Source organism: Streptomyces sp. NPDC102270 (assembly GCF_044766405.1).
Taxonomy (GTDB): Bacteria; Actinomycetota; Actinomycetes; order Streptomycetales; family Streptomycetaceae; genus Streptomyces.
Genome location: NZ_JBIWLX010000004.1, coordinates 371,845 through 391,602, shown reverse-complemented (window position 1 = coordinate 391,602; position 19,758 = coordinate 371,845). Strand labels below are relative to the sequence as shown.

At 71.5% G+C, this 19,758-nt stretch carries 15 protein-coding genes; 5 read left to right on the top strand and 10 right to left on the bottom strand.

Features of this window, described 5'->3' with window-relative positions; translation table 11 throughout:
• Both ACIRP7_RS09605 and nuoN read left to right on the top strand, forming a co-directional pair.
• Complete coding sequence (locus tag ACIRP7_RS09605; RefSeq protein WP_403655706.1) at positions 1-1,572, top strand: NADH-quinone oxidoreductase subunit M; 1,572 nt, start codon at positions 1-3, stop codon at positions 1,570-1,572.
• Positions 1,569-3,218, top strand: coding sequence for an NADH-quinone oxidoreductase subunit NuoN (gene nuoN, locus ACIRP7_RS09600; RefSeq protein WP_403655704.1), 1,650 nt, complete (start codon positions 1,569-1,571; stop codon positions 3,216-3,218). Before ACIRP7_RS09605 ends, nuoN begins: the two co-directional genes overlap by 4 nt.
• 63 nt (positions 3,219-3,281) lie before the next feature.
• Here the strand turns inward: nuoN and ACIRP7_RS09595 are convergent, their stop codons facing one another.
• The gene (locus tag ACIRP7_RS09595) at positions 3,282-3,824 is read right to left on the bottom strand and encodes a hypothetical protein (protein ID WP_403655702.1); all 543 of its coding nucleotides are present in this window, start codon (positions 3,822-3,824) and stop codon (positions 3,282-3,284) included.
• Positions 3,825-4,075: 251 nt separating this feature from the next.
• On the opposite strand from ACIRP7_RS09595, the gene recQ reads away from it, so the two are divergent.
• Entirely contained in the window at positions 4,076-6,106 is a 2,031-nt protein-coding gene (gene recQ / locus ACIRP7_RS09590; RefSeq protein ID WP_403655972.1) for a DNA helicase RecQ, read from the top strand.
• A gap of 108 nt (positions 6,107-6,214) precedes the next feature.
• On the opposite strand, the gene ACIRP7_RS09585 is transcribed toward recQ, so the two are convergent.
• The 8 genes from ACIRP7_RS09585 to fahA all read right to left on the bottom strand — a co-directional run bounded on the left by ACIRP7_RS09585 (position 6,215) and on the right by fahA (position 15,647).
• Positions 6,215-9,001, bottom strand: coding sequence for a fumarate reductase/succinate dehydrogenase flavoprotein subunit (locus ACIRP7_RS09585; protein WP_403655700.1), 2,787 nt, complete (start codon positions 8,999-9,001; stop codon positions 6,215-6,217).
• 11 nt (positions 9,002-9,012) lie between these two features.
• Complete coding sequence (locus ACIRP7_RS09580) at positions 9,013-9,801, bottom strand: ABC transporter ATP-binding protein (protein WP_403655698.1); 789 nt, start codon at positions 9,799-9,801, stop codon at positions 9,013-9,015.
• A complete protein-coding gene (locus ACIRP7_RS09575; RefSeq protein WP_403655696.1) occupies positions 9,785-10,675 on the bottom strand; it encodes an ABC transporter permease in 891 nt (296 codons plus the stop codon). Before ACIRP7_RS09575 ends, ACIRP7_RS09580 begins: the two co-directional genes overlap by 17 nt.
• Positions 10,672-12,018, bottom strand: coding sequence for an ABC transporter substrate-binding protein (locus ACIRP7_RS09570; protein WP_403655694.1), 1,347 nt, complete (start codon positions 12,016-12,018; stop codon positions 10,672-10,674). Before ACIRP7_RS09570 ends, ACIRP7_RS09575 begins: the two co-directional genes overlap by 4 nt.
• Positions 12,019-12,034: 16 nt before the next feature.
• Complete coding sequence (locus ACIRP7_RS09565) at positions 12,035-12,262, bottom strand: ferredoxin family protein (protein WP_007383981.1); 228 nt, start codon at positions 12,260-12,262, stop codon at positions 12,035-12,037.
• Between the two features lie 32 nt (positions 12,263-12,294).
• A complete protein-coding gene (locus tag ACIRP7_RS09560) occupies positions 12,295-13,080 on the bottom strand; it encodes a GntR family transcriptional regulator (protein ID WP_352390667.1) in 786 nt (261 codons plus the stop codon).
• Between the two features lie 211 nt (positions 13,081-13,291).
• The gene (locus tag ACIRP7_RS09555; RefSeq protein ID WP_393600291.1) at positions 13,292-14,233 is read right to left on the bottom strand and encodes a M56 family metallopeptidase; all 942 of its coding nucleotides are present in this window, start codon (positions 14,231-14,233) and stop codon (positions 13,292-13,294) included.
• Positions 14,234-14,411: 178 nt separating this feature from the next.
• Entirely contained in the window at positions 14,412-15,647 is a 1,236-nt protein-coding gene (gene fahA, locus ACIRP7_RS09550) for a fumarylacetoacetase (RefSeq protein ID WP_403655691.1), read from the bottom strand.
• Positions 15,648-15,921: 274 nt separating this feature from the next.
• On the opposite strand from fahA, the gene ACIRP7_RS09545 reads away from it, so the two are divergent.
• The gene (locus tag ACIRP7_RS09545) at positions 15,922-17,160 is read left to right on the top strand and encodes an ATP-grasp domain-containing protein (RefSeq protein ID WP_403655690.1); all 1,239 of its coding nucleotides are present in this window, start codon (positions 15,922-15,924) and stop codon (positions 17,158-17,160) included.
• A 50-nt stretch (positions 17,161-17,210) separates the two neighbouring features.
• Positions 17,211-18,413: an FAD-dependent oxidoreductase gene (locus ACIRP7_RS09540; RefSeq protein WP_403655688.1), complete on the top strand. Its 1,203-nt coding sequence runs from the start codon at positions 17,211-17,213 to the stop codon at positions 18,411-18,413.
• A 902-nt stretch (positions 18,414-19,315) separates the two neighbouring features.
• Here the strand turns inward: ACIRP7_RS09540 and ACIRP7_RS09535 are convergent.
• A complete protein-coding gene (locus ACIRP7_RS09535; RefSeq protein WP_403655686.1) occupies positions 19,316-19,726 on the bottom strand; it encodes a hypothetical protein in 411 nt (136 codons plus the stop codon).
• Between the last annotated feature and the right edge of the window lie 32 nt (positions 19,727-19,758).

Genomic DNA, 19,758 nt, shown 5'->3' with positions numbered 1-19,758 from the left:
ATGTCCTTTCCTCTCCTGACAGCGACGGCGGTGCTCCCGGCGATCGGGGCCATCGCCACGGCCGCCGTGCCGGCCCCACGGCGCACCGCGGCCAAGTGGCTGGCGCTGCTCGTCTCGCTGGCCACACTCGCCCTCGCGATCGCCGTCCTGGTCCGCTTCGACCCGGACGGCGCCCGCTACCAGCTCACCGAATCGCACGCCTGGATCGCGGACTTCGGGGTCCGGTACGAAGTGGGCGTGGACGGCATCGGGGTGGCGCTGCTCGCGCTCACCGCGCTGCTGATCCCGTTCATCATCCTCGCGGGCTGGCACGACGCCGACCCGCTGGAGACCGGAAACAGGCGGTGGCGGCCGACGCAGGGCTTCTTCGCCCTGATCCTGGCCGTCGAGGCGATGGTGATCATCTCCTTCGAGGCCACCGACGTCTTCGTGTTCTACATCTTCTTCGAAGCCATGCTCATCCCGATGTACTTCCTCATCGGCGGCTTCGGGGACCGTGCCCACGCGGGCTCCGACGAGAAGGCGGCGGCCCAACGCTCGTACGCCGCGGTCAAGTTCCTGCTCTACAACCTGGTCGGCGGTCTGATCATGCTGGCCGCGGTGATCGGCCTCTACGTGGTCGCCGGGAACTTCAGCCTCCAGGAGATCGCCGAAGCACGGGCCAACGGTTCGCTCGACATGGCGACCAACACCGAACGCTGGCTGTTCCTCGGGTTCTTCTTCGCCTTCGCGGTGAAGGCGCCCCTGTGGCCGCTGCACACCTGGCTGCCCAATGCGATGGGGGAGGCCACCGCCCCGGTCGCCGTGCTCATCACCGCGGTCGTCGACAAGGTGGGCACCTTCGCGATGCTCCGCTTCTGCCTCCAGCTCTTCCCGGAGGCCAGCAAGTGGGCGACGCCCGCGATCCTGGTCCTGGCGGTGATCAGCATCATCTACGGGGCGCTGCTCGCGGTCGGCCAGCGGGACATCAAGCGGCTGGTGGCGTACGCGTCGATCTCGCACTTCGGCTTCATCATCATGGGCATCTTCGCGATGACCAGCCAGGGCCAGTCCGGCGCGACGCTCTACATGGTCAACCACGGGATCTCGACGGCCGCGCTGATGCTGGTGGCCGGCTTCCTGATCTCGCGGCGCGGCTCGCGGCTCATCGCCGACTACGGCGGGGTCCAGAAGGTCGCCCCGGTGCTCGCCGGCACCTTCCTGATCGGCGGCCTCGCGACCCTGTCCCTGCCCGGGCTCGCACCCTTCGTGAGTGAGTTCCTGGTCCTGGTCGGCACGTTCGCGCGCTACCCGGCGATCGGCATCATCGCCACCTTCGGCATCGTGCTCGCCGCGCTCTACACCCTCGTCCTCTACCAGCGGACGATGACGGGCCCGGTCAAGCCGGAGGTCTCCGCGATGCCCGACCTGCGCGCGCGTGAGCTCGTGGTCGTGGCTCCGCTGGTCGTCCTGCTGATCTTCCTGGGCGTCTATCCGAAGCCCGTCACGGACATCGTGAACCCGGCGGTGAAGTCGACCATGTCCGACGTACACAAGAAGGACCCCAAGCCCGAGGTGGAGGCGGCCAAGTGACTGCGACAGCCGTCCACAGCCTGTGGACAACCGCGGCCGACCCGATCTCGAAGATCGACGCGCCGAAGATCGAATACGGGCAATTGTCGCCCACCCTGATCATCCTGGGCGCGGCGATCATCGGAGTGCTGGTCGAGGCCTTCGTTCCGCGCAAGTCCCGTTACTACGCCCAGCTGTTCGTGTCCGTCGTAGCGCTGTGTGCCGCCTTCGCGGCGGTCGTCGCACTGGCCGCCGACGGATACGGCACCACCAAGGCGGGCATCGCCGCCATGGGCGCGATCGCCGTCGACGGACCGGCCCTGTTCCTCCAGGGCACGATCCTGCTGGCCTCCCTGGTCGGCCTGTTCACCTTCGCCGAGCGCAGGCTCGACCCCGAGACACACGGCAACCGCGTCGACTCGTTCGCCGCGCAGGCCGCCTCCGTACCGGGAAGCGACAGCGAGAAGGCGGCCGTGAAGGCCGGGTTCACCACCACCGAGGTGTTCCCGCTGCTGCTCTTCGCCGTGGCCGGCATGCTGATCTTCCCGGCCGCCAACGACCTGCTGACGCTGTTCGTGGCCCTGGAGGTGTTCTCGCTCCCGCTGTACCTGCTGTGCGCGCTGGCCCGCCGCAAGCGGCTCATGTCGCAGGAGGCCGCGGTCAAGTACTTCCTGCTGGGCTCGTTCGCCTCCGCGTTCACCCTGTTCGGCATCGCGCTGCTGTACGGCTACGCGGGCTCGGTGTCGTACGGCACCATCGCCAAGGTCGTCGACGGCACGATCAGCACCGTGGACCCGGCGCTCGCCGACACCATGGGCAACGACGCGCTGCTGCTGATCGGCGCCGCGATGATCGTCATGGGGCTGCTGTTCAAGGTGGGCGCGGTCCCGTTCCACATGTGGACCCCGGACGTCTACCAGGGTGCGCCGACGCCGGTGACCGGTTTCATGGCGGCGGCGACCAAGGTGGCCGCCTTCGGCGCGCTGCTCAGGATCCTCTACGTCGTCCTGCCGGGCCTGCGCTGGGACTGGCGGCCGGTCATGTGGGCCGTCGCGATCGTCACCATGCTCGGCGGTGCGATCGTCGCGATCACGCAGACCGACATCAAGCGGCTCCTTGCGTACTCGTCGATCGCGCACGCCGGGTTCATCCTCGCCGGTGTCATCGCGACCACACCGGACGGAGTGTCGTCGGTCCTCTTCTACCTGGCCGCGTACTCGTTCGTGACGATCGGCGCGTTCGCGGTGGTCACGCTGGTGCGTGACGCCGGTGGTGAGGCGACGCACCTGTCCAAGTGGGCGGGGCTGGGCCGTCGTTCGCCGCTGGTGGCCGCCGTGTTCGCGGTGTTCCTGCTGGCCTTCGCCGGTATCCCGCTGACCTCCGGCTTCGCCGGGAAGTTCGCCGTGTTCAAGGCGGCGGCGGAGGGCGGCGCGGCGCCGCTCGTCGTGGTCGGTGTGATCTCGTCGGCCATCGCCGCGTTCTTCTACATCCGGGTGATCGTGCTGATGTTCTTCAGCGAGCCGCGCCCGGAGGGACCGACGGTCGCCGTGCCCTCGCCGCTGACCATGACGGCGATCGGGGTCGGGGTGGCGGTCACCCTGGTCCTCGGTGTCGCGCCGCAGTACTTCCTAAACCTGGCGAACCAGGCGGGAGTGTTCGTGCGCTGACCTGCGGCACGTACGGGGCGGGCCCCGGTTCCCTTCGAGGGAGCCGGGGCCCGCCCCGTACGGTCAGATGCCCAAGTTCAGGTCCAGGTCCGGGCTGAGGTCCTGGTCCTGGTCCTGGTCCGCGGAGCACGTCACATCGGGGTGCGTGGAGTTGAAGAGACCGCTGGGGTTCGTCTTGTAGAGCCAGGCGTGCAGGGTGTAGCTGGAGCCCAGGTCCGGCAGGCCGACCGGATCCTGGAACGTCTGGCCGAACATTGTCGGCGTGGCGACACCCGACTCGGCCTTCACGGTCCACTCCACCGCGACGAGCCTGCGCCCGTACGGGCTGTCCTCGTAGAGGAGCGCCGCGGGCGTCTCGGGGTCGGTCGCCCCGACGTTCTCCTCGTTGACGTAGCGGTAGCCCACACCGGGCACACAGGACGTGGGGGTGAAGCCGTCGGCGACCGCGTAAGGCTCATACGCGTACAGGCCGGTGGCCCCGTACGTCTTGGCCAGCTCGGTCCAGACGAGCGGGTCCGGGTCGGCTGCCTGGGCGGGGACGGCGGTCAGTGACAACGCCGCCGCTGCCGCGACGGTGAGCACTGCCTTCAGGGGCCGAGGGGCCATGGTCGTTCTCCTTGAGGCGCTTGAGGCGCTTGAGGTGGGACAGGGTGCTGCGAGGCGCGTCCGCGGGGAGGACGGGTCTCACAGCCCGCCCCAGCAGCATGTGCCGCCTCGAACGGCTGCGCCATGTGACATCGGCCGATCGAATGAGCACGGACCGTCACCGGTCCGGCCTGTGGATAACTCCGACGCTGTCGGTGCCGACCCCTATCGTGGAGGCAGTGGTCGAGGGACGACGTACGGGGGACGGGACTATGGGCGGGATGGGCGGTATCAGCGAGATGCCAGGGATCACCGGGACACCGGACGCGAGCGACAGCGAGGCACTGGCCACGCTGCACCGGGTCTTCGGATACGACGCCTTCCGCGGCGAGCAGGGGGAGGTCATCGAGCATGTGGTGGCCGGCGGGGATGCCGTCGTCCTCATGCCGACAGGCGCCGGCAAGTCGCTGTGCTACCAGATTCCGTCCCTGGTCAGACCCGGCACGGGCATTGTCGTCTCACCGCTCATCGCGCTGATGCAGGACCAGGTGGACGCGCTCAGGGCGCTCGGCGTGCGCGCCGGATTCATGAACTCCACGCAGGACTTCGACGAGCGCCGCGTGGTGGAGGCCGAGTTCCTGGCCGGCGAGCTGGACCTGCTCTACCTGGCACCGGAGCGGCTGCGCCTCGACGCCACCCAGGATCTCCTCTCCCGCGGCAAGATCGCCGTCTTCGCCATCGACGAGGCGCACTGCGTCTCGCAGTGGGGCCACGACTTCCGCCCCGACTATCTGACGCTGTCGGTGCTCGGCCAGCGCTGGCCCGACGTCCCGCGGATCGCGCTCACCGCGACGGCCACCCGTGCCACGCACGACGAGATCACCCAGCGGCTGAACATGCCGACGGCCCGGCACTTCGTGGCGAGCTTCGACCGGCCCAACATCCAGTACCGGATCATTCCCAAGGCCGACCCCAAGAAGCAGTTGCTCGCGTTCCTGCGCGAGGAGCACGCGGGCGACGCGGGCATCGTGTACTGCCTCTCCCGCAAGTCTGTGGAGGCCACGGCCGAGTTCCTCTCCCGCAACGGCATCGAGGCGGTCCCGTACCACGCGGGCCTGGACGCCGGCACCCGCGCCGCCCACCAGTCCCGCTTCCTGCGCGAGGACGGCCTGGTGGTGGTGGCGACCATCGCCTTCGGCATGGGTATCGACAAGCCGGACGTCCGCTTCGTGGCCCACCTCGACCTGCCCAAGTCGGTCGAGGGCTACTACCAGGAGACGGGCCGCGCGGGGCGGGACGGACTGCCGTCCACGGCCTGGATGGCCTACGGCCTCAATGACGTCATTCAACAGCGCAAGATGATCCAGTCGAGCGAGGGCGACGAGGCGTTCCGGCGCCGGGCCGCCGCCCACCTGGAGTCGATGCTCGCGCTGTGCGAGACCGCGCAGTGCAGGCGCGGGCAGCTCCTGAACTACTTCGGCCAGGAACCGGAGCCGATGGGCTGCGGCAACTGCGACACCTGCCTCACCCCGCCCGAGACCTGGGACGGCACGGTCGCGGCCCAGAAGGTGCTGTCGACGATCGTGCGGCTCCAGCGGGAGCGGGGGCAGAAGTTCGGGGCGGTGCAGATCGTCGACATCCTGCTCGGCAAGCGCACCGCCAAGGTCATCCAGTTCGACCACGACCAGCTGTCCGTGTTCGGCATCGGCGAGGAACTCTCCGAGGGCGAATGGCGAGGTGTCGTACGGCAGTTGCTGGCCCAGGGGCTGCTCGCGGTCGAGGGGGACTACGGCACGCTGGTACTGACCGAGGCGAGCGGCGCGGTGCTGCGGCGGGAGCGCGAGGTGCCGCTGCGCAAGGAGCCCAAGAAGCCCGCCACCGCCAAGTCGGGCTCCTCGTCCTCGTCCGGGCGGGGCAAGGCCAAGGCCGTGGTGGCCGAGCTGCCCGAGGCACTGGTGCCGGCGTTCGAGGCGCTGCGGGCCTGGCGCGCCGAGCAGGCCCGTGAGCAGGGCGTCCCGGCGTACGTCATCTTCCACGACGCCACGCTCAGGGAGATCGTCACGGTGTGGCCCACGTCCGTGGCACAGCTCGGAAGCGTCGGCGGGGTCGGTGAGAAGAAGCTCGTGACATACGGGGAGGGCGTGATCGAGGTGCTCGCCGGGCTGGCCGACGGCGGTGCGGCCGCGAAGATCCCGAGCCAGGCCGGCGACGCGCATCCGGGGGCGGGTCCCGGCGCGGATCCCGGCGAGGATCACTGGCCCGAGATGGACGCGGACCCGGAGCCCGAGGACGACTGGATATAGCCGCCGCCGGGCTCCGGCGAAGGGTGCGGGGGTGGGGGCGCGCGGCCCTTGCGTCGCGTGACAAGGGGCACGTGCCCCCCGTCCCACCTCACCTGACCCCACCTCACCTCACAAGGCGCGTGTCGCGTACGCCCTGACGTCCGCGTCCGAGTCCGTCGTCGCCGTGGCCAGGGCCGCGCGGGCGTCCTCGGTGGCCGAGTGCCGGGTCAGGGCGAGGACGGCCGCCTTGCGGACATCGGCGTTCGGGTCGGCGAGGGCCTTGGCGAGGGCGGGGACGGCCACGTCCGGGTCGGCGGCGGACAGTGCCGTCGCGGCACCCGACCGGACCTGCCAGGCGGAGGCCGACAGGGCGGTGACGGCGCGGGCGGCGAGGGGCGCGGGGCAGCCGGTGGTGCCCAGTGCTCCGTAAGCGGCCCCCCGGACCAGGGCGTCGGGGTCCTCGGTGAGACGGGTCAGGGCGTCGAGGGTGACGTCCAGCGGGCGTTCCGCCGACACCGTCGCCAGCGCCTTGGCGATCGTCACACGGACCTCGCGGGACGGGTCGCCGGCAGCGGCGCGGGCGAGTTCCCCGGCGGCGTCCACGGAGACGAGGGCGCGGACGGCCTCGATGCGGACGGCGATGTCCGCGTCGGCGAGGGCCCCGGCGAAGAGCTCCGTGTCACCGAGGCGCAGGGCACGCAGGACGTCCAGGGCGGCGGCACGGACGACCGGGTCGGACTCGGCCAGGGCGGCGGCGAGCCCCTCGCGGAGGGCGGGTTCCGGCGGCAGCGTCTCGACGAGTTCGCGCAGTGACGCGGCCGCTGCGGCCCGGACCCCGGGGTCCTGGTCGGTGAGGGACTCCGCGAGCACCGGGCCGGTCCCCGGCGGCGCGGTCTCCGTCAGGACGCTGACGGCCGTACGGCGCACGGCGGGGTCGGGGTCGGACAAGTAGGTCCGCAGGGCGGCCAGTTCGGGTTCCTGCTCGGCGAGGGCGAGGAGGCCGAGCAGACGGGGTGAGACCGGGGCGGGTGAGACCGGGGTGTCCGTCACGGTGCCGGTACCCGGACGGTCGGCGGTCTCGTCCGCGCCGCCGAGTCGCCCGGCGGCGACCGGGGCCAGCTCACGCGCCCCCGCCGTCGCCACCTCCTCGGCGTGCACCTCGCCGATGTGCCGGGAGGGGCCGCCGACCGGGGTGAACTCGTCGATCGGAACCAGATAGGGAGCCACGGGACGGGCCGTGAACTCCATCGCACCGGAGGGGGACTTGTGCAGGTCGAGGTGGTGGAACCAGGAGGCGTCGTCGCGATGGGGGTGGTCGAGACGGTCGTGGTAGAGACCCCAGCGGGACTCCGTGCGGGCCAGGGACGCGCGTGCGGCCATCTCGGCGCAGTCGCGGATGAAGGAGACCTCGGCGCAGCGCATCAGCTCGTGCGGGGTCTGGGCGCCCATCGCGGCGATGTCCTCCCGCATCCGCTCGAAGGACTCCAGGGCCAGCGAGAGACGGGCGCCGGACTTCGGCGGGGCCACGTAGTCGTTCACGAAGCGGCGCAGCTTGTACTCGACCTGGGGCTGCGGCGGGCCGTCCGGGTTGCGCAGCGGGCGGTAGATCAGTTCGTGCGCCTCACGGAGCTGGTCGAGCGGCAACTGCCCTTCGTACGGCGCGTACTGGGAGGCGTCCGCGCCCGCGAGGTCGCCGAAGACGAAGGCGCCGATCATGTAGTTGTGCGGGACGCAGGCCAGGTCGCCGGCTGCGTAGAGGCGGGGGACGGTCGTCCGGGCGTGGTCGTCGACGCGGACGCCGGAGGCCGAGTGGCCGCCGCACAGACCGATCTCGGAGATGTGCATCTCGATGTCATGGGTGCGGTAGTCGTGGCCGCGGCCCTCGTGGAAGGTCCCTCGGGTGGGCCGTTCCGTGGAGTGCAGGATCGACTCCAGGGACGAGATGGACTCCTCGGGCAGGTGGCTCAGCTTCAGGTACACCGGGCCCCGGTCGGACGCGACCTCCGCCGCGAACTCGGCCATCATCTGGCCGGACCAGTAGTCGGAGTCGACGAAGCGCTCGCCGTGCCGGTTGACCTGGTAGCCGCCGAAGGGGTTGGCGACGTAGGCGCAGGCGGGGCCGTTGTAGTCCTTGATCAGCGGGTTGATCTGGAAGCACTCGATGCCGGTGAGCTCGGCGCCCGCGTGGTAGGCCATGGCGTAGCCGTCGCCCGCGTTGGTCGGGTTCTCGTACGTGCCGTACAGGTAGCCGGAGGCGGGCAGGCCCAGGCGGCCGCAGGCGCCGGTCGCCAGGATCACCGCGCCCGCGCGGACCGTGACGAACGCGCCGGTACGCGTGTTGAAGCCGACCGCGCCCACCGCACGCCCGTCCGCGGGAGCCGTCAGCACCCGCACCGGCATCACCCGGTTCTCGATGCGGATCCGCTCGCGCATCTCGCGCCGCCGAAGCTGCCGGTACAGGACCTTCTTGACGTCCTTGCCCTCCGGCATCGGCAGCACGTAGGAGCCGGAGCGGTGGACCTGGCGGACCGCGTAGTCGCCGTGCTCGTCCTTCTCGAACTTCACGCCGTACGACTCCAGGCGCTGCACCATGCCGAAGCCACGGGTGGCGGTCTGGCGGACGGTGGACTGGTCGACGATGCCGTCGTTGGCGCGGGTGATCTCGGCGACGTAGTCGTCGGGTTCGGCGCGGCCGGGGATGACCGCGTTGTTGACGCCGTCCATGCCCATGGCGAGGGCGCCGGAGTGCCGGACGTGGGCCTTCTCCAGCAGCAGCACGTTCGCGCCGTGCTCGGCGGCGGTCAGGGCGGCCATGGTGCCGGCGGTGCCGCCGCCGATGACGAGGACGTCGCAGGTGAGTTCCTCGGCGTCGGTGAGCGCGGGGATCTCCAGGGGCGGGTTCACGGAGGTGGTCACCGGGGGGCCTTTCAGGTTCCGAGCGAGGAGAGGACGTCGCGCCGCAGCGCCACGCGCGCGGGATCGTCGAGCGCCGTACGGTCGCGCGGGCGCGGCACCTCGCGTACGGCGGTCAGGCGGCCGCCTCCGAGGAGCGCCACGCGGTCGCCGAGGAAGAGTGCCTCGTCCACGTCGTGGGTGACGAAGACGACGGTCGCGCCCGTGCCCTGGAGCACGTCCACCAGCAGGTCCTGCATGCCGGCGCGGGTCTGGGCGTCGAGGGCGCCGAAGGGCTCGTCCATGAGGACGGCGCGGGGTGCTCCCGCGAGGGCGCGGGCCAGCTGGGCGCGCTGGCGCTGCCCGCCGGAGACGCGGTGCGGCAACTGCCGGGCGTGGTCGGCCAAGCCGACCCGCTCCAGCCAGGACTCGGCCTGTGCGCGGCGCTCGGTGCGCGACAGGCCCTTGATGGCCAGCGGGAGTTCGACGTTGGCGCGCAGGGTGCGCCAGGGCAGAAGGGCGTCCTCCTGGAAGACCAGGGCGCGTTCGGCACCGGGGCCGGTGAGGGGCCGGCCGTCCTGGGCGACCTCGCCCGAGAGCAGGGGGAGGAGGCCGGACAGGGTGCGCAGCAGTGTGGACTTGCCACAGCCGGAGGAGCCGACGACGGTGAGGATCTCGCCGGGGGCGATGTCCAGGTCGACGCCGGTGACCACGGGGGCGTCCGGTCGGCCGAGGGTGGCCTCCCGGAGGGTGAGGCGGGTGCCGCGTGTGGCGGGCGGGGTCTGGCCGGCCGTGTCGAAGAGGGTGTCAGACGAGATGCTCATCGCGTGCCTCCTCGGCCTCGGGTTCGGCTGCCTCGCGCAGGGGGGCGGGCGGGGTCGCGGCGCGCGGTGTCCTGTGCCGGGCCCCGGCGACGTACGACGTCCGCGGCAGCCAGCGCGTCAGCCGGCGCCCCAGCAGTTCCACAGCGGTGGAGGTCAGCCAGCCGAGGACGCCGATGGTGACCATGCCGACGAAGACGCCCGCGTAGTTGACGACGGTGTAGTCCTGCCAGGTGCGGTAGCCGACGCCGTACTGGCCGGAGATCATCTCGGCGGAGATCACACAGATCCACGAGACGCCGATGCCGACGGACAGGCCGCCGAAGATGCCGGGCAGGGCGCCCGGCAGGACGACCGAGGCGAGGATCCGCCACCGGCCGCCGCCCATGGTCAGCACCGCCTCCTCCCACACGGGGGTCAGCGCGCGGACCGCGTGCCGGGTGGAGACCAGGACGGGGAAGAAGGCGGCGGTGAAGGTGATGAAGACGATGCCCTGCTCGTTGGAGGGGAACAGCAGGATCGCGACCGGCACGAGCGCGATCGCGGGGATCGGCCGGACGACCTCCAGCACCGGCCCGAGCAGGTCCTCGGCGAGGCGGGAGCGTGCCACGAGCACGCCCGTCGCGACGCCCAGCACCGCGGCGAGCAGGAAGCCGGTGAGGATGCGGGTGAGGCTGTCGGTGAGGTCCGTCCAGTAGTCGGGGCCGGACAGCCGGTCGGCGAAGGCGCGGGCCACGTCGGCGACCGTGGGGAACTGCGAGAAGCGCAGCCACAGGTCGATGTCCAGGCTGGTCAGCAGTTGCCACACGCCGAGGGCGATCCCCAGCGAGGCCACCCGCAGCGCGTACCGGCCGGCTTTCGGCAGGGGCCGGCTCATGACGCCTGCTCCAGCGCGTCGGCGTATGTGACGACCCGGGCGCCGCCGTGCGCCGAGAGGTAGGCCCGCGCGGTCTCCGGGGCGACGAAGGGCAGGAGTCGGTTGCCGTCGGCCACCCAGACCGCCTTGTCGGCGAACCAGAGGGTGCCGGTGGTGGCGTCGGGGACGTAGGCGGCGCGGATGCCGTCCTTGTGCGTGGAGACGTAGGCGAGGAGTTCGGCCGGCGTCTTGAAGCTCCGGGTCGAGGAGGCGCCCTTGGGCCAGACCTCGCTCGCCGAGGCAGCGGCAGCAGCGGCGAGGCGCTTGGCGTAGCCGGCTCCGAGGGCCTTCTTGACGTACTGGTCGTCGACGAAGGAGTCCACGTCGATGTCACCGGTGAGCTTGGCCGCCTTCAGCACCGAGACGTCCTGCTTCAGCGCGGAGACCAGCTGCGGTTTGACCGCCGGGTCGAAGGTGGCGATGCCGTGGGCGCCGTTGTAGAGGTAGACGACCTCGGGGGGCAGGCCGGTGGCCTTCGCGACCGACTCGGCGGCGGCGACCGGGTGGTCGTTGAGGTAGTCGGTGGCCTCGGCCTGGGCCTTCAGGAACGCCTCCAGGACTGCCGGGCGCTTGGTGGCGAAGTCCTCGCGGGCGGTGACGCCGTGGAAGGTGGGCAGGTTCAGCTCGGCGCCGTCGTACAGGGCCTTGGCCTTGCCCTGGTAGGTGAGCAGTCCGGGCCAGGCGACGAACTGGGAGAGCGCGTCCGTGCTGCCCGCCGACAGGGCCGAAGCGCCCACCGCGGGCTGCTGGTTGAGCTTCTCGACGCCCTTGTCGGGGTCGATGCCGGCCCGCTGGAGGGCGCGCACGAGGGTGCCGTCGGCGGCGGAGCCGACGCTGGTGGAGACCTTCTTGCCCTTGAGGTCGGCGAGAGAGGCCAGCTTCGAGCCGGGGGAGGTGACGATGGTGTTGAGGCCGCCGCGGAGGTTGTAGCCGGTGACCGAGACCAGGCGGGTGGGCTTGCCGAGCTGCTTGCCGCGGGCCGCGTTGATGAGGAGCGGGAAGTCGCCCATCGAACCGATGTCGATCTTCCCCGCGGTCATTTGTGCGGTGATCGGCGCGCCCGTGGCGTAGTCCTGCCAGTCGACCTTGTAGGTCTTGCCGTCGTGCAGGGAGTTGAGCTCCTTCTCGAAGTAGCCGAGGGAGCGCAGCAGGGTACCGGCGGTGACCGTGTTGATGGTCTTGGACTGGTAGCCGACGGTGACGGTGACCGTGGAGCCGCCGTCCCCGGCCGCCGCGTTGCCGCCGCAGCCGGTGAGGGGGAGCAGGAGGAGTGCTGCGAAAGCTGCGAGTGGTGTGCGTTTCATGGGAGTTCTGGGCCTCTCACCGGAGCAGATAGGGCATGTTGACCGTGACGGCTCCGGTGGGACAGCGGGCCGCGCACGGGCCGCAGTACCAGCACTCGTCGACGTGCATGTAGGCCTTGCCGCTGCTGTTGTCGATGGCCAGCGAGTCCAGCGGGCACATGTCCACGCACAGGGTGCAGCCGTCGATGCACTTGGACTCGTCGATGGTCACGGGCACGTCGGCCCGCTGGGGCACCAAGGGCATGGCTGTCTCCAGGAAACGGCTCGGAAAAGAGGTCAGAGGGAGCGGTGCAGCAGGCCGCTCATGGTGATGCGGTCGCCGCGGAAGCGGATGAACTCCAGGTCGACCGGGCGGCCGTCGGCGAGGTGCGTGAGGCGTTCCAGCATCAGGACGGCCGCGCCGCGGGGAGCCTCCAGTACGGCGGCGGAGTGCGCGTCCGCGTTCACCGCCTCCAGGGTGATCTCGGCGTGGCCGAGACCCTGGCCGGTGATCGTCTCCAGCAGGCGGAAGACGTCGGTGTTCTCCAGGTCGGCGCCGAGCAGGGCGGTGCCGAGGTCGAGCGGGATGTAGGTGAGGTCGAGGGAGAGGGGCAGGCCGTTCAGGCGGCGCAGACGCTCTATGTAGAGGACGTCGGTGCCGGGATCGACCTGGAGGCGCTGGGCCACCGGGTGCGGAGCGGGGGCGGGGCCCATGGTGCGGACCTCGTTGGTGACCGTGCCGTGTTCGCGCAGGGTTTCCGCGAGACCCATCAGACGGTCCAGGCCGTGGGGGTATTTTTGGCCGACGACCACCGTGCCGACGCCGGGGAGGCGCTCCACCAGACCTTCCGCGCGGAGCAGGTCCAGGGCTTGGCGGACCGTGTTGCGGGAGGCGCCGTAGTCGGCGGCGAGGGTCGTCTCGTGGGGGAGGGTGCCGCTCTCGAAGCCGCCGGTGAGGACCTGCTGGCGCAGGAGATCGGCGAGTTGCCGCGCCTGGTCCGCACGCAGCCGGCGCCGGGCGCGGGCGGCGACGGTGGTCGCGCCCTGCCCCGCGTGGTCCCGGATACGGTCGGTGGATGGCATGGCTGGAACCATACCGAGCCGGTAGGAAAACCAGTGTTGCCGGATTGTTGCGCCACCTGACGGAGCGACGGTTTCGCCGCTGACCTGCGGTTTCTACAGCTGTGGGGTGAGATGTGCCACCTGTGGAAGACAACAGGCGAGGGCGAACCCACTCAGGGGCGCGGGGAACTGCGCGCCCAGCCCCCACCGGCCTGCAGCTGACAAACAACCCTTACGCCAGCGCAGACAACCCGGGCCCAAAAACGATCAGCAACGGCAACAACGGCACCAGCGCAGCCGTCGCAGACGTCAGCGCCCGCTGCCTGCGCAGCAACCGCGGCGGAGGCTCCAGCAACCGGTCCACCCGCTCACCCAGCAACCGATGACTGGAGGCGCACGACAGCACCCCCCGATGCTGGTTCAGCTCGATCAGCGCCAGGGCCGTCGTCAGGTGACCGCACCGCCGCGACGCCGTGTCGTCCGCGGCCAGCTCCACCAGCCGGTGTGTCTGGTCGCAGAAGTGGGCGAACAGCGGCACCCGCGGAAACCCGGTGGCCAGTGCCGTCGAGAGGTGGAGCAGCCAGTCGTGGCGGGCCCGCGCGTGCCCGCGCTCGTGGGTGAGGACCGCGTCCAGCTGGTGATCGGTCAGCCGGTGCAGCGCACCGGTCGTCACGATCAGCTGCGGCGGACTCCCCGGCATCCACCACGCGTCCGGGTACTCGTCCTCCAGCACCAGCAGCGGACCGCGCGTCGCCGCGCCGAGCCCGGCCGGCAGATCCGGCGCGCGCTCGCGCAGATGCTCACGGGCCAGGCCCCGGCGCCGCCGGGCCTCGACCAGTTCACGGGCCAGCATCGCCGTGGTCCACGCGGCCCCGGCCGCCAGCAGGAGGGTCGCGGCGACCGCCCATAGCGGCGCGGCCGACAGGTCGTAGGCCGCGGTCACGGCCGGCGGGGCCGGAGCGAAGACATGGTCGCGGACCGTGTGGAAGACGGCCGCCGCGCCCAGCACCAGCGCGGTCAGGCAGGACAGCAGCACCGTGGCGACCAGGCACTGCCACACCCACAGCCCGACCACCGGTTCCCGTTCGGGCCACGCGGCCCGGGTGAGCGCGCGCGGCACCGGCACGGCGGCCGCCACGGCGACGGTGCTCAGCAGGAGCAGGCAGAGTGTCATGCCACGGGCTCCGCATCCTGATCGGAGACAGGGGAGATGGGGCTGTGCGGTGGGACTGTGCGGTGAGGCGCTGCCGGGCGGTCGACACGTCGTCCACGTATGCCGCCCGTCGCCAGTATGCCGTGAGCGGACGCCCCGCGGCAGGACTCGAACAGCTCCGGACACCTCACACGACACCTCACACGTCCCCGGACACCACCCGTCCCACCACATCCCCCAGGCCCACCCGGATCCCGCCGGGACCGGGAGCCCACGCCGACAGCGTCACCACGTCCCCGTCCTCGAGGAACGTCCGCTTGCCGTCGGGGAGTTCCAGCGCGTCCCGTCCGTTCCAGGTCAGCTCAAGGAGCGACCCCCGCTCGGTCGCCGAGGGCCCGCTCACCGTGCCCGAGCCGTACAGGTCGCCCGTCCTGAGTGAGGCCCCGTTCACCGTCATGTGCGCCAACTGCTGGGCCGCCGTCCAGTACATGGTGGAAAACGGCGGCTCCGACACCACGTGGCCGTTGATCGCGACGGAGATCCGCAGGTCGTAGCCGCCCGGCTCCACGTCGGAAGCGGCGTCGTCCAGATACGGCAGCAGCTCGTGGGTCCGCTCCGGCGGCGCCACCCGGGCCTCCTCCAGCGCGTCCAGCGGGGTGATCCACGCCGACACCGAGGTGGCGAAGGACTTGCCGAGGAACGGGCCGAGGGGGACGTACTCCCAGGCCTGGATGTCCCGCGCGGACCAGTCGTTGAGCAGGCACAGCCCGAAGACGTGCTCCCGGAAGTCACCGAGACCGACCGGCCGGCCCAGCTCCGAGGGCGTCCCGACCACGAAGCCGACCTCCGCCTCGATGTCCAGCCGCACGGACGGCCCGAAGACGGGAGTCGCGTCGTCAGGGGCCTTCCGCTGCCCTGAAGGCCGTACGACATCCGTCCCCGACACCACCACCGTGCCCGCGCGACCGTGGTAACCGATCGGCAGGTGCTTCCAGTTGGGGGTCAGGGAGTCGGCGGCGTCGGGGCGGAAGATCTGGCCGACGTTTCGCGCGTGGTTCTCGGAGGCGTAGAAGTCGACGTAGTCCGCGACCTCGAAGGGGAGGTGGAGGTCGACCGAGGACAGCGGGTGGAAGAAGCCCGCGATCGCCTCCTGGTGCGCCGGCACCGTCACCCACGCGGTCAGCGCGCGCCGCACGTCCGACCAGGCCGTGCGGCCGGCGGCGAGGAGCGCGTCCAGGGAGGGCCGGGCGAGCAGGGAGACGTACGGGGAGCCGAGGGCCGCGGCGGCCGCGCCCGCGTCGAGGACGTGGTCGCCGAGCCGGACGCCGACGGTCCGCTCGGCCGAGTCCGACGGCGAGAAGACGCCGTAGGGAAGGTTGTGCGGGCCGAAGGGGTCGCCCTCGGGCACGTCGAAGGGGCCAACGAAGGGGGGCATGGGGTGCTGCCTCACTCTCGCGCGTGCCGTGCCGGCCGGGTGGTCGGGGCACACGTTGCGGTCCGGGTGGTCGCGCCACACGTTACGGCCGAGTCGCCGGTCACGGGAGTGTCCAAAGGGCTGGCGATGTGGCTAAAGAGTTAGCAATGTCCTGTTAAGGGGCGGTCGGAGGCTTCCATTCCGGCTTAGCGTCCTTTGCGAGCACGGACGGGATGGGTGGGATCGCGTCCGTGGGGGGACGCGTGGGGGGACCGTGGCCAGGAGCGCGAGCAGTGTGCCATTCGAGGCCGACCGTGAGGTACCGGCCCTGATCGTCAAGTTCGGCGACTACCCGCTGCACCACGGCGGAGTCGGCGCGATCCGCAGTCTGGGCCGCCTCGGCGTGCCCATGTACGCCATCACGGAGGACCGTTACACGCCCGCGGCCGCCTCCCGATACCTCACGCGCGCGTTCGTCTGGCCGACGACCGGCACCGAGGACCCCGGCCGGCTGGTCGAGGGACTGATTCGGATCGGGCGCCGCATCGGCCGCCCCGCCGTCCTCGTACCGACCGACGAGGAGGCGGCGGTCCTGATCGCCGAGCACCAGCGCGACCTCTTCGGCCGGTTCCTCTTCCCGCGCGTGGAGCCCGCCCTCACCCGCCGACTGGCCAGCAAACAGGGGCTGCACGAACTGTGCGCGGAGCACGGCATCGCGAGCCCGCAGGCCGCCTTCCCGCAGTCGTACGACGACATCGTGGCCTTCGCCGAGACGGCCCGCTTCCCGATGGTGGCCAAGAACCGCGAGGCGTTCGTACGGCGCCGACGGCCCGCGGTGAACGGCACCACGCGCATCACCACCCGTGAGCGGCTGCTCGCCCTCGCCCGTGACTGGGGCGAGCGGCCCGGGGTGATCCTCCAGGAGTACCTGCCGCGAGAGGAGGCCGAGGACTGGATCGTGCACGCCTACTTCGACGCCAACTCCACCCCGCTCGCCCTGTTCACCGGCGTCAAGGTGCGCTCCTGGCCGCCGCACGCGGGGATGACGGCCAACGCGTACGTCGTCGACAACCCGGAACTCGCGGACCTCGCCGCACGTTTCGTCAAACAGATCGGCTACACCGGCGTCATCGACCTCGACCTGCGCTTCGACCGGCGCGACGGTCAGTACAAACTGCTCGACTTCAACCCCCGCATGGGCGCCCAGTTCCGGCTCTTCGAGAGCGAGTCGGGGGTGGACGTCGTCCGCGCCATGCACCTGGACCTCACCGGGCGGGCCGTTCCGGAGGGGGAACAGCGGGCCGGTCACCGCTATGTCGTGGAGAACATCGACCTGCCCGCCCTGCTCGCCTACCGCCGCAGCGGCTATACGACGCCGCACGCGCCGGCGCGGCCCAGCGGGACCGAGCTGGCCTGGTTCGCGGGTGACGACCCGCTGCCGTTCCTCACCATGCTCGGGCGCTTCGTGCGGCCCGGCGCGAGGCACCTCTATCAGCTGTGGCGGGCCAACCGCCGCGGCAGTACGACCAGTTGAACAGCCGTACCACCACGAAGTGACGAAGTGACGTCCTGGGGAGGGACTTCGTGATCCAACCGGTAGCAGTCATCGGCGCCGGGCCCTTCGGCCTGTCGACCGCCGCCCATCTGCGGGCGCGCGGCATTCCCGTGCGCGTCTTCGGCGACCCCATGGTCAGCTGGCGCGACCACATGCCCGCGGGCATGCTCCTGAAATCGACCCCGGCCGCCTCCAACCTCGACGCACCCCAGCCCGGGCACACCCTTGTCGACTACTGCGACGCGGCGGGGATCCCCCGGCTGGTGACGGACCAGGACATCGTCCCCGTCGAGACCTTCATCGCCTACGGCCAGTGGTTCCAGCAGAAGCTGGTGCCCGAGCTGGAACAGGTGCGGGTGGTGTCCGTGGACCGCAGCGAGCGGGGGGACTTCCAGCTCAAGCTCGACTCGGGGGAGTCGTTCACCGCGCGGGCGGTCGTCGTCGCCACCGGTCTGTCCGGGCTCTCCCACCTGCCCCGGGAACTGGCCGCCGCCCTGCCCGACGGACCGGCGCCCACCGGCCCGGTCTCCCACAGCTCCCAGCACCACGACCTCACCCGCTACGCCGGCAAGGAGCTGATCGTCGTCGGCGCCGGGCAGTCGGCGCTGGAGACGGCCGTCCTCGCGGCGGAGGCGGGTGTCCGGGTCAGGGTGGTCGCCCGTGGACGCGGCAGCGTGGCCTTCGGCGCACCGCCGTGGAAGCAGCCGAGGCTGCGCCCCGAGTCGCCCTTCGGCCGGGCCTGGTCGCTGTGGGCCCTGACCTACTACCCGCACCCCTACCGCCGCCTCCCGGCCGGCGCCCGCCACTACCTGGTCCGACGGGTCCTCGGCCCGCTCGGCGCGTGGTGGCTGCGCGACCGCTTCGAGGGCAAGGTCCAGGTCACCGAGGTGGACCGCATCCTCAAGGCGGACACGTCACAGGGGCATCCGACCCTGGAGGTCCGCACCGACGCCGGGACCATGGACCGCCTCGCCGCCGACCACATCATCGCGGCCACCGGCTACCGCGTGGACCTCGCCGCGATGGACTTCCTCGGACACGAACTGCGCACCGCCCTCGCGGTCAGCCGGGGCACGCCCAGGCTCGGCGCCGGATACGTCTCCTCCGTACCGGGCCTCTACTTCACCGGCCTCCCGGCGGCGGCGTCCTACGGCCCGGTGATGCGCTTCGTGTGCGGCACGGAGTTCGCCTCCCCGAGGCTGGCCCACCATCTGGCGGGGGCTCACGGTTAGGCCTGTCAGGGGGCTGGGGTGACGTCGTGTCCGGGCGGTCCGGGCTGACGCCGTGTCCGGCGGTCTGCGCCGATGGCCCCTCCGGACGGTCCGGGCTGACGTCGTGGCCGGTGTCGCCCGTCGACGGCCTGTCCTGCGGCCCACGGCTTGGCCTGCCCGGGCGGTGCGTGCTGACGCCCTGCGCGGCGGACCACGCCAACACCTTGCCCGGCGGACCACGTCGACGGCCTTTCCGGGCGGACGGCGCCGATCTCACGGTGTCCGGTGGGCCGCCCTGGCGGTTGCGAGGTCCGGTGCGCCCGGCGGTCTGCGCTGACGGCCTGTCCTGCGGCCCACGGCTTGGCCTGCCCGGGCGGCGCGTGCTGACGCCCTGCGCGGCGGACCACGCCAACACCTTGCCCGGCGGACCACGCCGACGCCTTTCCGGGCGGAGGGCGCCGATCTCACGGTGTCCGGGCGGGCCACCCCGGCGGTTGCGAGTTCCGGTGCGCCCGGCGGTCTGCGCTGACGGCCTGTCCTGCGACCCACGGCTTGGCCTGCCCGGGCGGTGCGTGCTGACGCCCTGCGCGGCGGACCACGCCGACGGCCTTTCCGGGCGGAGGGCACCGATCTCACGGTGTCCGGTGGGCCGCCCTGGCGGTTGCGAGGTCCGGTGCGCCCGGCGGTCTGCGCTGACGGCCTGTCCTGCGGCCCACGGCTTGGTCTGCTCGGGTGGTCCGTGCCTACACCCTGCCCGGCGGGCCGTCGACGGCCTTTCCGGGCGGAGGGCGCCGACGTCGCCGGGTCCGGGCGGGCCCCCTGGCTGCCACGAGACCCTGCGCGTCCGGCGGCCGTGAGACCCAGTGCCCGGCTCCCGCGTCGACGTCACCCGAGCCCGCGCCGGAGGGCCCCCTCGCCCGGCCTCACGAGGTGCACGCCGCCTTCAGCCGGTCGGCCGCCGCGTCGATCCTGGCGGAGTCGGGGTCGGTGTCCCCGTTGAGGATGGATCTGTTGTAGTCCTCGATCGCCTTGTCGAGGTCCTTGACGGCCTTGTCGACCTCGCCGTCGCCCGACTCGTCCCGGACCTTGTTGATCTCGTCGAGGTTCTTGTCGATCGTGGCGATGGACTCGTCGGTCTTCGAGGGGTCCTTCACGGCGTCCCAGCCGGCCTCGTGGATGGCTTTGACGCTGTCCGCGATCGTGTCGGCGTGGGAGACGCAGTCCAGGGAGTTGTCCACGTCGTCCGGGTCGCAGCCGGTGGCGAGGACGGCGGTGAGGGCGGCGGCGGTGAGGGCGGTGGCGATGGTGAGGCTACGGCTACGGCGACGGCGCATGGCTGTGGCCAACCTTTCTCGGGGCGGGACGC